The sequence below is a fragment of the Synergistota bacterium genome (genome assembly GCA_021159885.1).
GTDB lineage: Bacteria > Synergistota > GBS-1 > GBS-1 > GBS-1 > AUK310.
The window spans coordinates 40,998-52,854 of the sequence record JAGHDO010000071.1 but is presented as its reverse complement, the minus strand read 5'-3'; the positions used below and the strand labels follow the sequence as shown (position 1 = coordinate 52,854).

14 protein-coding genes are annotated in these 11,857 nt (G+C 42.5%); 13 read left to right on the top strand and 1 reads right to left on the bottom strand.

Translation table 11 applies throughout. From position 1 onward, the window contains the following. From J7M13_07280 to J7M13_07240, 9 genes are all read left to right on the top strand, one after another. On the top strand, positions 1 to 811 hold an 811-nt coding region (locus J7M13_07280; GenBank protein ID MCD6363778.1), incomplete at its 5' end, for a hypothetical protein. Positions 812 to 828: 17 nt separating this feature from the next. Continuing rightward, the gene (locus J7M13_07275; protein MCD6363777.1) at positions 829 to 1,935 is read left to right on the top strand and encodes a hypothetical protein; all 1,107 of its coding nucleotides are present in this window, start codon (positions 829 to 831) and stop codon (positions 1,933 to 1,935) included. A 28-nt stretch (positions 1,936 to 1,963) separates the two neighbouring features. Then, a complete protein-coding gene (gene rpmE, locus J7M13_07270) occupies positions 1,964 to 2,185 on the top strand; it encodes a 50S ribosomal protein L31 (GenBank protein MCD6363776.1) in 222 nt (73 codons plus the stop codon). After that, on the top strand, positions 2,166 to 2,831 hold the full coding sequence (locus J7M13_07265; GenBank protein ID MCD6363775.1) for an FAD-dependent thymidylate synthase: 666 nt from the start codon (positions 2,166 to 2,168) through the stop codon (positions 2,829 to 2,831). The genes rpmE and J7M13_07265 overlap by 20 nt, the downstream gene beginning before the upstream one ends. Beyond that, entirely contained in the window at positions 2,794 to 3,714 is a 921-nt protein-coding gene (locus tag J7M13_07260) for a DUF1385 domain-containing protein (protein MCD6363774.1), read from the top strand. The genes J7M13_07265 and J7M13_07260 overlap by 38 nt, the downstream gene beginning before the upstream one ends. Further along, a complete protein-coding gene (prfA, locus tag J7M13_07255) occupies positions 3,677 to 4,744 on the top strand; it encodes a peptide chain release factor 1 (GenBank protein ID MCD6363773.1) in 1,068 nt (355 codons plus the stop codon). Before J7M13_07260 ends, prfA begins: the two co-directional genes overlap by 38 nt. Continuing rightward, positions 4,741 to 5,574, top strand: a complete 834-nt coding sequence (gene prmC / locus J7M13_07250; protein MCD6363772.1) for a peptide chain release factor N(5)-glutamine methyltransferase — start codon at positions 4,741 to 4,743, stop codon at positions 5,572 to 5,574. Before prfA ends, prmC begins: the two co-directional genes overlap by 4 nt. Positions 5,575 to 5,593: 19 nt before the next feature. Further along, positions 5,594 to 7,030: a phosphoglucomutase/phosphomannomutase family protein gene (locus J7M13_07245; GenBank protein ID MCD6363771.1), complete on the top strand. Its 1,437-nt coding sequence runs from the start codon at positions 5,594 to 5,596 to the stop codon at positions 7,028 to 7,030. Continuing rightward, a complete protein-coding gene (locus tag J7M13_07240; protein MCD6363770.1) occupies positions 7,023 to 8,405 on the top strand; it encodes a hypothetical protein in 1,383 nt (460 codons plus the stop codon). The genes J7M13_07245 and J7M13_07240 overlap by 8 nt, the downstream gene beginning before the upstream one ends. Here the strand turns inward: J7M13_07240 and J7M13_07235 are convergent. After that, on the bottom strand, positions 8,346 to 9,131 hold the full coding sequence (locus tag J7M13_07235) for a hypothetical protein (GenBank protein ID MCD6363769.1): 786 nt from the start codon (positions 9,129 to 9,131) through the stop codon (positions 8,346 to 8,348). The two genes, J7M13_07240 and J7M13_07235, sit on opposite strands and share 60 nt — an antisense overlap. A gap of 136 nt (positions 9,132 to 9,267) precedes the next feature. On the opposite strand from J7M13_07235, the gene nuoB reads away from it, so the two are divergent. Genes nuoB through J7M13_07215 form a run of 4 tightly spaced genes read left to right on the top strand, consistent with a single transcriptional unit; the run spans position 9,268 to position 11,713 of the window. After that, complete coding sequence (gene nuoB / locus J7M13_07230) at positions 9,268 to 9,699, top strand: NADH-quinone oxidoreductase subunit NuoB (protein ID MCD6363768.1); 432 nt, start codon at positions 9,268 to 9,270, stop codon at positions 9,697 to 9,699. After that, positions 9,690 to 10,196: an NADH-quinone oxidoreductase subunit C gene (locus J7M13_07225; GenBank protein MCD6363767.1), complete on the top strand. Its 507-nt coding sequence runs from the start codon at positions 9,690 to 9,692 to the stop codon at positions 10,194 to 10,196. Before nuoB ends, J7M13_07225 begins: the two co-directional genes overlap by 10 nt. Then, a complete protein-coding gene (locus J7M13_07220; protein MCD6363766.1) occupies positions 10,189 to 11,313 on the top strand; it encodes a nickel-dependent hydrogenase large subunit in 1,125 nt (374 codons plus the stop codon). Before J7M13_07225 ends, J7M13_07220 begins: the two co-directional genes overlap by 8 nt. A gap of 34 nt (positions 11,314 to 11,347) precedes the next feature. Next, positions 11,348 to 11,713 carry an NADH-quinone oxidoreductase subunit I gene (locus J7M13_07215; GenBank protein ID MCD6363765.1) on the top strand — a complete coding sequence of 122 codons (366 nt, stop codon included), beginning with the start codon at positions 11,348 to 11,350 and terminating at the stop codon, positions 11,711 to 11,713. Positions 11,714 to 11,857: the final 144 nt, after the last annotated feature.

The window sequence follows — 11,857 nt, the reverse complement described above, 5'->3', positions numbered from 1 at the left end:
GACTGACATTTCTCTTCTTTCGATGTACGGTAATTTTAATCTTAGGGTGTCTTATCTTATGGATAAAAAACTATGGGTCTTGAGGGACGATGAGGATATAAAAACCGTTTATTCTGCTTTTCCGGAGGTCAGTCTCAAGTATGAAGTTAGTCCTTTGCTTCTTTTTATGAGGTGGGGAGATTACAGAGAGGACGATGTAAGAGAGGGAAAGCTCACGCTTGGAGCTTACCTAAGCTGGGAAAGGGGGTTATCTAAAACACTTTCTTTCTCACTCGAATCTGTGTATCTAAAGGATTATTATGAAAGCGATTGGGAAAGAGAGATACTCTATGATAAAGCCATGCTTAGCTGGAAGTTGGGAAATAAATTTACACTCATGGGGGGATATCATGAAAGGAAGGTATATGGAAGTACTCCCTTTTATTTCGATGAGTATGAACCACTGAGAAGATATTTGATTGGCTTTAAGAAAAGATTGGGAGAGACGAATATAGAGATGATTTTCTCATACGATGATCTTAGGGATTCTTGGAGAGATTTGAGGGGAAAAATTTCTTTTAGCTTGGGACCCCGATTTTATATGAGCGTAGAACCTTGGTATTATCTTGATGAGGATAGGTGGAGGGAAATAAATTATGATATTACTTATTATTTATGCCCCTGTGGGTGTATGAGCCTTAAGGTTGAGTTCCATGATGATCTTCGCGAGGAGAACGATGATACCCTTTGGATCAGGCTATACGTTTCATCGGCTTCGTTTTCATTCAGATCTGGCGCTTTTCCCCAAAAAGATAGCTTGATTCCTCGTTAAGAGGGGGATATAATAAATTGAAGTTTCTGGCTCTTGATTCGGGGAGCCGGAAGTGGGGTTATGCCGTATTTGATGGGAATAAAGTCATGGATAAGGGAATAATCAGGGCTGAGGAGCTTGAGAAGGCGATTCTTAGCCTTAAGCTTCTTGTAAAGCCTGATTTTATTGTTATCGGTAGCAGAAAGGGCGCTTTAAGGTCGCTGAGCTTTCTTAAGGACATTGATATCTTAACGATCAGCGAGACCGAAACGACACTTAAGGCAAGGGAGCTTTACTTTTCTGAGTTTCCACCGCGAGGGTTAAAGAGGCTTCTCCCCAGGGGTCTGAGAGTACCTGAAAGGCCTATAGACGATTTCGCAGCTGTGGTTATAGGAAGGAGGTTTCTAAATAGCATGGATGGAGTATACAGAACCTTAAAAGATCAGATGAGGAAAAAGATTAAGGAGCTTGGTCTCTCAGAAGAGGAAATTTCCATAGAGGCAAGGGTGCTTTCTTCAAAAGAGGCGATAGGTACTCCAGAGCGGAAGGATTTTCCGCTTGTTAGGGGGAAGGAACATTTGATAGAGGCTAATTTCATGGGAGTTAAGGGACAGGCCTTTACGGATGAACCTTCCAATTTCAGAGGTAAGATAGGAGATATAATTAACCTAAGATTAGAGTCAAATAGAGAAAGAGCGCTTTTTATAGCTTCTATAAACGCTTTTTATAGATATGTTGGTGAAGTTGAGGGTACGGTACATTGTAAAAATGAGGAACCGGAAATATGCGCTGAAAGGCTCGTTTCCTTTGTGAGAGATAGATGGGGTAATCCGAAGGTGGGGCTTATTGGCTATCAACCTGCTTTTCTTGAAGCTTGTGCTCGTAATTTCAGGGTTAGGGTTTTGGATCTTAACCCTAATCTTGTAAGAAAGGAGAGATATGGCGTAGAGGTTGAGGACGGGGATGAATGTTGTAAGGAAGTAGTGGAATGGGCTGATGTCCTTCTTGTAACGGGCAGTACCATAGTTAATGGGACCATATCGAGGTTTCTCGAGTGCTCTAAACCTGTTTTGTTTTACGGGGTTACGATAGCTGCTCCATCCCTTATTTTGGGATTAGATAGATTTTGTCCCTTAAGCCATTAATTCGAGTACATGGGAGGTGCTCAATAGTATGAAAAAGGGAATACATCCACCATATGGTGAGTGTACGGTGATTTGCGCTTGCGGTAATACTTGGAAGACGCGTTCCACAAAAAAGCTTATAAGGGTGGAAGTTTGTTCTCAATGTCATCCCTTTTATACTGGTAAACAGAGAGTAGTAGCTGCTACTGGTAAGGTTGAGAAGTTCCTTAAGAAGTATGGAAAACTCAAGGATGAAAGTAAAGCTTCTTAGCTTTACTCCCAATCCGGATCTGGTTGTTTACTTAGCAGCGAGAGTTTGCTACGCTAAGGTTGGCATTGATGAACTTGAGGAAGAAGCTTCTCCTGAGAAAGTAAGGGCTCTTATTCGAAGGGTCATAGCATCAGGTCATCATTCTGTGTTAGAGCATGCTTCTTTTACGTTTGCTGTTGAGGGAATATCGAGAGTTACATCTCATCAGCTTGTTAGGCATAGGATAGCGAGCTATTCTCAGCAGAGTCTTCGTTGGGTTAGCGCTGAGAAAATAGATGTTATAGTTCCTCCGAGCGTTAAAGCTCTTCCCGAGGCGGTAAGGATTTTCAATGATATAGTTTTAAAAAGCAGGGAGGCTTATAAAAAGCTTCTTGCTCTTGGGATACCCAAGGAAGATGCTCGGTTTATAATGCCTCATGGTGTTTCAACGAGGATGGTATTTACTATGAATGCGAGAGAGCTACATCACTTTTTTAGATTAAGACTTTGCTCGAGAGCCCAATGGGAAATAAGAGAGCTTGCGAGGATGGCTCTTTTGGAGGTTAGAAAAGTGGCACCGATTATATTTGAAAAAGCAGGGCCTCCTTGCATCACGGAGGGTAGGTGTTTTGAGGAAGAGCCTTGCGATACTCCTCCGAGCATCTGAGGAATTTTTTCTCGGAGGACAGGCTGTAATAGAAGGTGTTGTCATAAGAAGTAGAAGTAAGGTAGCACTCGCCGTTAGAAGAGCAGACGGCTCGATAGGGGTGAAAAGCTGGAGCGTTAAGCCTTATCGTGAGATTAATCCTATTTTGGGGTTTCCGATTATACGGGGCGTTATGGCTTTGTACGATGCGCTTGTCTGGGGTATAAAGACGTTGTGTTATTCTGCGGATGAGGCGCTTGGGGGGAAAGAAAAGCTCTCCTTGCTTGAGGTTGTGGGAAGCGTAGCACTGGCTCTTGGACTGGCGATAGGGCTTTTCGTTATATTACCGGCTTCTATAGCGCATATCGTTGAGGTGAAAGAAGGTCTGGGAAGAATCTCTTTAAATATAGTAGAGGGAATTTTCAGAGTTTTAACTTTTCTTCTTTATCTTTTGTTTATTGGTCTGTTTAAGGAGATAAGAAGAATATTCTCATATCACGGAGCGGAACACAAGGTCATTAACGCTTATGAGAGCCTTCGCTCAACCGTTAATCCAGAAAATGTGCGTTCTTATAGCCGTTTCCACTATAGGTGCGGCACCTCATTTATACTTTTCGTTCTGGTTATAAGTATAGTTTGCTTTGCAATGTTTGAGCAGGAAACTCTTATTAGAAGATTTCTCGTTAGAGTTAGCTTGATACCTCTTATAGCGGGCATTTCTTATGAGATTTTGAAAATGACCTCTTCCTCAGCAATAGGACGTCTTTTAGCTAAACCTGGAATATGGCTTCAATATCTGACGACAAGGGAGCCTACCTTGGATCAGATTGAGGTAGGCATAGCTGCTTTAAAGGAGGCTTTGGGAGATGTGGGAGAGACTGAAGAAAATCGAGGAAGAGTATGAGATTCTATCGAGAAAACTCACCGATCCTGCATTAGCTTCTGATCCTAAGGAGCTTCAAAAGGTTGCTAAGGCTCACTCTGAGCTTGAGGGGATAGTTTTGAGGTACAGAGAGTATAAGAGGCTTCAGAGTGAGCTTGAGGAGAATAAAATCCTGGCGGAGGAGGATTCTGAGCTTCGGGAGCTTGCGAAGGAGGAAATCAAAATTCTTGAGGAGAAGCTTGAAGCTCTTGAGGAAGACCTGAAACTTGCTCTTATTCCTAAGGATCCCATGGATGAGAGGAATATCATTATGGAGATAAGAGCGGGGGCTGGAGGAGAGGAAGCTGCTCTTTTTGCTGCTGATTTATTTAGAATGTATGCACGATATGCTGAGCGGAGAGGATGGAAGGTAGAGGTTCTTGACAGGAATGAAACTGGCATAGGGGGATATAAGGAGATTATCTTTAGAATAGTAGGTTCTGGAGCCTATAGTAGATTGAAGTTTGAGAGTGGAGTACATAGGGTTCAAAGAATTCCGGTGACCGAATCGGGAGGAAGAATTCACACATCTACAGCTACAGTAGCGGTGCTTCCAGAGGTTGAAGATGTTGAGGTAGAAGTAAAAGAGGAGGATCTGAAGATAGAGACCTTCAGAGCCAGTGGCCGGGGTGGACAGTATGTTAACAAAACTGATTCCGCTGTCAGAATAACTCATATCCCCACGGGTATAGTTGTTTCTTGCCAGGACGAGCGCTCACAATACAAAAATAAGCAGAGGGCTTTAAGTGTCCTTAGAGCCAAGCTCTATGAGATGGAAAGACGAAAAAAGGAAAGCGAAATAGCCTCCATGCGTAAGAGTCAAGTTGGAACTGGCGAAAGAAGCGAGAAGATAAGAACGTATAATTTCCCACAGAATAGGGTGACGGATCATAGGATAGGCTTGACGCTTTATAAGCTTGAGGAGATACTCGATGGTGATCTTGATGAAATTATAGATGCGCTTATCGTTGCTGATAGATCCGAGAAGCTCTCGAAGCTTGCAGTAGCATGACGGTTTCAGAAGCCCTAAGGTGGGCGTGTGAAAGACTTGAAAGGGCGGGCGTTCCAAACTTTAAGAGGGAAAGTGAGCTTTTAATCGCTTCCTTCTTAGGAAGCGATTTATCGGAAATACTGCTAAAACTGGACAAGGAAGTGCCTGATGAGCGTGGTTTTAAAAAGTGGGTTGCACGGCGCTCATGTAGAGAACCTCTACAGTATATAGTCGAGCGTGCGGAGTTTTATGGTTTCTCGTTTAAAATAGAGAAAGGGATTTTTATTCCCCGTCCTGAAACGGAACTTTTGGTTGAAGAAGCACTGAGATTTGTAAAGGGAGGAATGGTTCTTGATTTAGGAACTGGTTGCGGAAACATTATATTATCCTTGCTTGCAACCACCCCTTTTAGGGAAACGCGGGGAATAGGAGTTGATCTCTCTAAAAAAGCCCTTCGAATTGCTTCCGTGAATGCTGAGCTACTCAATTTAAAAGAACGAGTTCTCTTTATTGAAAGCGACTGGGGTAAAGGTCTTAGAGAGTGGTTTACCTTTGATGTTATCGTTTCCAACCCCCCCTATATTCCTCAAGTGGATCTTGGAGCCCTTGATCCAGAGGTAATTCTCTATGAGCCATTAGAAGCTTTACTCGGGGGAGAAGATGGGTTGCTTTTCTATCGAAAGACGCTCGAGGTTGCAAGAGATCTTCTCAAAGAGGGAGGCAAAATGATTCTTGAAATAGATGGGAAGATGATGGTGGACTTTTTCTTAGGAGCTTCTGATTTTAAGCTCCTTTCAGTGAGAAAGGATTATTCTGGTAGGGAAAGGATCATCGTTCTCCAAAAGAGATAAAGACGAGGGGTGATGCGCTATGAGCGGTGATATAAAGTTTGGAACGGACGGATGGAGGGGGGTTATAGCATTAGATTTTACTTTTGAGAACGTTCGTAAAGTTGCCAAGGCTGTGGTTGCCTATCTTAAGTCGGATAAAAGGGAAAGGCTTAAAATGTATAGTGAGTGGAAGGCTCCTCTTCGAGGCCCAGAAAAGGGTGTAGTTGTGGGATATGATAGAAGATTTATGTCCGACAAGTTTGCGAAAGCGTTTGCCGATGAGGTTTCAAAATGCGGTGTTCCGGTTTTTCTCTCTAAGGAGCCGGTTCCCACGCCCGCCGTTTCTTATGGAGTCCTAAGAAGGGAAGCCGCTCTTGGAATTATGATAACTGCAAGCCACAATCCTCCGGAATATAATGGTATAAAGCTCAAGCCAGAGTATGGAGGACCAGCTTTGCCTGAAGTTACCTCGCTCGTCGAGAGCTTACTTGATACCGATGTAAAGATTTCCTTTCCTGCTTCCGTTGAAATTATTGACATGAAAGGGGACTATGTTGAATCTCTCAAAAGAGGCGTTTCCCTCGAGTTGCTAAAAAGGCTTCATATTAAGGTTATGATTGATCCCATGTATGGTTCGGGGACAGGCGTGTTATCCGGGATTTTAAAATCGTTGGGATTGGATGTGGAGGAGATTCATACAGAGCTGAATCCCTATTTTGGCGGTATACATCCTGAGCCCATTCCTCCATATACGAATGAGCTCTCTCAGAGGGTAAGGGAGGCAGGGGAAAATATCGGGATAGTCCTCGATGGAGATGCGGATAGGATAGGCATCGTTGATGAGGAAGGAAATTTCGTGAATCCTCATCAGGTTTTTGCCCTTCTGATGAAACATTTGATAGAGGATAGAGGTAAGCGAGGTTCAGTGGTCTGGACTTGCTCTTTGGGAAGGGAACCGGAAAAGCTGGCGCAAAAGTATAAGATAGAGCATCATATAACGCCCGTTGGATTCAAACATATATGTGAATATATACTTCAAGATGGTGTCCTCTTAGGAGGCGAGGAAAGTGGGGGATTCGGTTTTGTAGAGCACCTTCCAGAGAGAGACGGCTCTATGTCCGCTCTTCTACTACTTGAGATGATGGCGAAAAGACAAAAGGGAGTTAGGGAGTTATTAAATGAGCTTTACGAGGATTTTGGACCCTATTATTATAGAAGGATTGACTTAAAACTTGAGAAAAAGCTTTCTCCAGAGGAACTCGAAAAGCTCGTTGAGAGGATAACCTCTGCTTTAGGAGAAAAGCCGATGAAAATTGATAGAATAGATGGCGTTAAGCTTCACTTTTTCGATGAAAGTTGGCTTCTTGTTAGGCCTTCTGGTACTGAGCCTTTGCTAAGACTTTATTCACAGGCACCTTCGCAGGATAGGTTAGAAAGCCTATTGAGCAAGGCTAAGGAAGTAGCGTTAAATGCTTAGTTTCCTTCTTGGAGCAGGGGGAGGGATATTAACGGTTTTATCCTTCCCTCCCTTCAATTACAATTATCTAATATGGTTTTTCCCGATCCCCTTTTATTATCTTTGGGACAAAGGTAGATCTATAACTTTAGCCCTCTTAGGATGGGGGTGTATCTTTTTTGGCTATGAACTTCACTTTTTCCCAAAGAATACCTTTATATCCCTTTTAGTAGCTTCTATCATTCAGTTTTTGCTTCTCGGTCTACTGTTGGATAAGCTTTCTAAAGGTGGAATATCTCCCCCCTTTATTCTCCTGCTTCCTACGCTCTGGACCGCCTTGGAGCTTGCAGAGGACAATGGCTTTATGGGAATATCATTTCATGGCTTTAAGTTTTTTTCTGCTCCATGGCTTTCTCTTGGTATTGCCCTTAGTTACCATCCTGTATCCTTTATTGCTTCTCTTTTAGGCGTCTGGGGTTTATCCTTTTTAATCTTATTTACAGGCGGTCTGCTTTATCGTTTCTTTCGCTTGAAAAAGATAGTTCTTTTTTCTCTTCTTCTTTCTCTGCTCCTTTCTTCGAGTTTTTTTCCTAAGGCTGTCTATCAAAAAGCTTCGGATATCAAGGTTGGTCTCATTCAACCATGCGTGAGCGGTGAATCAAGAAAATTACCCACTGCGGGTGTATCACGCAACATAAGGCTATCTGCCTTGCTATTTTTTCAGAAAAATCTTGATCTAATAGTATGGCCCGTTTCGTATACCGAGGGAGAAACCTTTCCACCAGATTCGATAGCCAGGTACATGTCTACCTTTGCGAGAGAATATCACTGTTATCTTGCAGTAGGAGTTAATACCATTAACAGGAAGATGGTGTTTTATTCTCTAAATGGAGATATCTTGGGGGAGTTCCATAAGGAATACCTTCTACCATTTATGGAGTGGTTTCCTCACAAGAGGGGAATGTCTCATACTTTTGGGGAGAGATCAAGGATAATGAAAGCGGAAAGGTTTAGCTTTGGAGCTTTGCTGGGAACCGAGGTGGGGCATGCAAATCTCTCAAGGAACCTTCTTAAAGATGGAGCTGGCTTTATACTCGTTATATCCGATGATCCCTCTGTTGAAATTCTTCTGGCAAATGCTACTTTAAGAGCTATTGAAACTGGTTCTTATTTTGTCTTTTCGGATAATTTTGGGCCTTCATCTCTGATTTCTCCAAATGGAGGAAAAAGGGAGATCCCACCGGGCGTGTCTTCTATGCTATTCGGTGGGATCTCTTCCTCATCTAAAGGAACACTATTTTTACTTATAGGTCCTTACTGGATATTTTTAATGTTGTTACTGCTTTCCATAGATTATCTTCTCAAGCTCCGCTATTCTCGCTCTAATTCTTCTTAGTTCTTCCTCTATTTTCTTTATTTTCTCCAATAGATCCTTTTTCTTCTCAAGCAATAATTCAATCCTTCTATTAAGCCTTTCAAGTTCTACGCGAGCTTCGCCTGCCGTATATTCTTCTATGGATATCTTTTCATATGGGTTACTCCACCTGAAGCAGAAATCGAAAGCTTTCTCAGCTGTTACTGGGCTTATATCGCGCGATATTATAAGCGTTAGCATCTTGGCTCCCGGGGTTATAATCTCTCTCCCCGTTTTTTTATCTCTTCTTGGGAAAAATACCATTCCGTCCCTTTCTCCAAGGAGCTTAAAATTGAATATCTTATCGTAATCTACTGGACTATATTCTTTACCTCCTACTATAAGCTTTAATTTCTTGCCAAACGGGCCCATGTGCATTGCGGGTCCATAATTTACAATCTTTATTTTGAATGGTAAACAGTCTGCGAACCTAAGATTTTTAAGAAATCTATATTTAAAGTTCTCTATCTCATCCCTCGTCCACAAGTTCTTTTCTGCTTCATAGTTAACGATAGCTCTCACTAATTCTATGGAGTAGTATGTAACGGTTATTTTAACCTTCTTGGTAGGATCTATAATGGTTTTCTGCCATCTGGCCAGCGCCCTCTTATATGCCTTTTCAGCCGGACTTTTTTCCTTGGCGAGAGGAACAAGGGGTAAGGATGCGATTATTGCAAGTGAGAGAAAAACTGCTACCCATCTTTTCATGTTCATCCCTCCTTATACAAAGCTTTATATATTATATCACAGTATCAATAGAACTCGCTTGACCTATCCTCTTATTGAGAGTTATACTCAATTAGTAGATGTTAAGAACTCAGGCTTGGGAAAGGAGGCCAAGGTAATGGAGGAAAGTGAGGATAAAAAGGTAATGAAGCGGATTATAAAGGCTATATGGGTATTTAATTGGTTTAATTCTTGTGGCTTTACTGAGCTTCTTCCCGTGGTTGGTTCGAGATGGGATATGGAGAGATTTGGATTAATAGCGGTCAGTACGCCAAGACATGCGGATGTTCTTATTATTGCGGGGTATCAAACCTTCAAATCGATAAGACGAGCTCAAATGATCTATAGGCAAATGCCCGATCCCAAGGTAGTTCTTGCTCTTGGTTCATGCACTATGACAGGTGGCATGTATTGGGATTCATATAACACGATAAAGAGATTGGATGACTATCTTCCCGTGATGATGTATGTTCCTGGATGTCCTCCAAGACCTGAGGCTATTTTTGAGGCTATAGGAAAAATTTTTAAGCATGTGGAGGGATTAAAATGACGGAGGAAGAAGTAATCGAAAGGCTTAAAGCTAAGTTTAGCGTTGAGGGGTATATCCAGAGGAAAAGGAGAGTATGGATCTTCTTAAAGGAGAAAAGGAACTTATTGAACCTGTGTAAGTTTCTGCGAGAAATAAGCTTCTTTCATCTCTCGGCTATTTCCACAACCGATTGGGTTAAAGAAGGCACCTATGAAGTGGCCTATCATCTTTGGTCTTACAAAATAAAACTTCTTTTAACCATTAAAGTCAGAATAGATAGGGATTTCCCTGAGATTGACTCAGTGTGCTCTATATGGGGTGAGAGTGCTCAGATCCATGAAAGAGAGAGTGCTGAACTTTTTGGAGTTAAGTTTGTGGGCAACCCAGATCTTTCTCCGCTTTTTCTTGAGGGGTGGAGTGGCCCTCCTCCGTTCAGGAAGGACTTCGACTGGAGAGACTATGTAAGGGAGAGATTCTACAGTAGGGAGAACGAGAGGGAAGTGGTTTACTATGATTGATCAGTTTGAGAACGTTTACGAAAGCGAGTATGATCTTTACTTCGGGCCGGCACATTCAGGCTCGGGGAACTTCGGTGTAAAGCTTAGGGTCGAGGGAGAGCAGGTCCTTAAAGCTCGATCTGATCCTGGATATCTACACAGAGGTTTTGAAAAGCTGATGGAGTATAGATTGCCATTACAAAACGCTGTGCTGAGCGATAGGATATGTGTATTTGAGCCATTGGCCTGGAACTTGGTTCATGCGGAGGCAGTTGAAGAGCTGATGGGAATCGAGGTTCCTAAGCGAGCCCGGTATATCAGAGTTATAATGGCCGAGCTTTCCAGAATACAATCACATTTCATTTGGTTTGGTGCTTTTTCATTAGCCACTGGTTTTGATACCGGTTTTAAGATAGCTATGGCTTATAGAGACTATATCCTCGATATTTTCGAGATGGTTACAGGAGGGAGGGTTTATCCAGCAGGTTATATATGTCCAGGAGGAGTAAGGAGAGATCTGTCGAGTGAATCTCAGGATAAGATATGGAAGGTCATCGAGGAAATAGCATGTGAGATGGTTGATTTTGAGGAAGCTGAAAATCCAACCCTCTTAAGTAGGTCAAAGGAAGTGGGGATTTTAAGGCTTGATGATGCCCTAAGACTTGGGGCAACGGGTCCCATATTAAGAGCTTCAGGCATAAAAACGGATGTCAGAAAGGATGATCCATACGAGGTTTATAGCGAGCTTGAGTTCGATATCCCAGTCCGTACGGAGGGAGATGCTTACGCGAGAATTATGATCGGAATAGATGAGATAAAGGAGTCTTTGAAGATCGTAAGGCAGGCTCTTGAGAAGATGCCCTCAGGTGAATATATAGCGCTGCAGTTTAAAAGGCCGAAGCTTAACCTTAGGGTACCAGAGGGTGAGGTTTATGTTCGCAATGAGATAGCAAGAGGCGAGGCAGCAATTTATATGGTAGGAGATGGTAAACTTTACCCCTATAGGGTTAAAGTGAGAGGGCCAAGCTTTCTACACATGATACCGGTTCTGGAATACCTTCTTAAAGGAGCTCAGATAGCTGACGTTCCCGCCATATATTGGAGCCTAAATATATGTCCAGCGGATATGGATAGGTAGGTGAACTCTTATGCGCGAGCAAAAGAGTTTGGGGTTGGGACTTGGGGTCATATATAAGCTTATTACTAACCTGTTTTCAAAGCCCATGACCGTGAGGTTCCCCACCGAGTCCATTCCTATACCTGATGGATACAGAGGAGAGCATATTTACAATATAGAGAAATGTACATCATGTGGGCTCTGCGCCAAGGTATGTCCTAACAGGGCTATAGAAATGGTTGAAGCACCGGAAGATGAGAAGGAATGGTATCCCAAGAAATACGTGAAGATTGATGTAGGAAAGTGTTGTTTTTGTGCTCTTTGTCAGGATATATGTCCAACCGGTGCTCTAAAACTGACCAAAAGCTTCTTCCTTTCAACCTTTGATAAGTCTGATACGGTTAAGTATCCTCCTTTTTAACTCTTCTAAGTGCTTGGGCTGGCGAGTATGGCTCTCCCCCCTTAAGGGAGGGGAGAGCTTTTATTTTTCTTCCATTTTTGGTGTTTAGCTTGACTTGAATTAGATTTAAATATAAAATACGGCTTGTAGAACCTTTAAAATTCT

What these genes read in the sequence shown, in the direction of transcription:
- rpmE (MCD6363776.1), top strand. Translation starts at nt 1,964, where the DNA reads ATGAAAAAGGGAATACATCCACCATATGGTGAGTGTACGGTGATTTGC.
- J7M13_07265 (MCD6363775.1), top strand. Translation starts at nt 2,166, where the DNA reads ATGAAAGTAAAGCTTCTTAGCTTTACTCCCAATCCGGATCTGGTTGTT.
- prfA (MCD6363773.1), top strand. Translation starts at nt 3,677, where the DNA reads ATGTGGGAGAGACTGAAGAAAATCGAGGAAGAGTATGAGATTCTATCG.
- prmC (MCD6363772.1), top strand. Translation starts at nt 4,741, where the DNA reads ATGACGGTTTCAGAAGCCCTAAGGTGGGCGTGTGAAAGACTTGAAAGG.
- J7M13_07245 (MCD6363771.1), top strand. Translation starts at nt 5,594, where the DNA reads ATGAGCGGTGATATAAAGTTTGGAACGGACGGATGGAGGGGGGTTATA.
- J7M13_07240 (MCD6363770.1), top strand. Translation starts at nt 7,023, where the DNA reads ATGCTTAGTTTCCTTCTTGGAGCAGGGGGAGGGATATTAACGGTTTTA.
- J7M13_07235 (MCD6363769.1), bottom strand. Translation starts at nt 9,131, where the DNA reads ATGAAAAGATGGGTAGCAGTTTTTCTCTCACTTGCAATAATCGCATCC.
- nuoB (MCD6363768.1), top strand. Translation starts at nt 9,268, where the DNA reads ATGGAGGAAAGTGAGGATAAAAAGGTAATGAAGCGGATTATAAAGGCT.
- J7M13_07220 (MCD6363766.1), top strand. Translation starts at nt 10,189, where the DNA reads ATGATTGATCAGTTTGAGAACGTTTACGAAAGCGAGTATGATCTTTAC.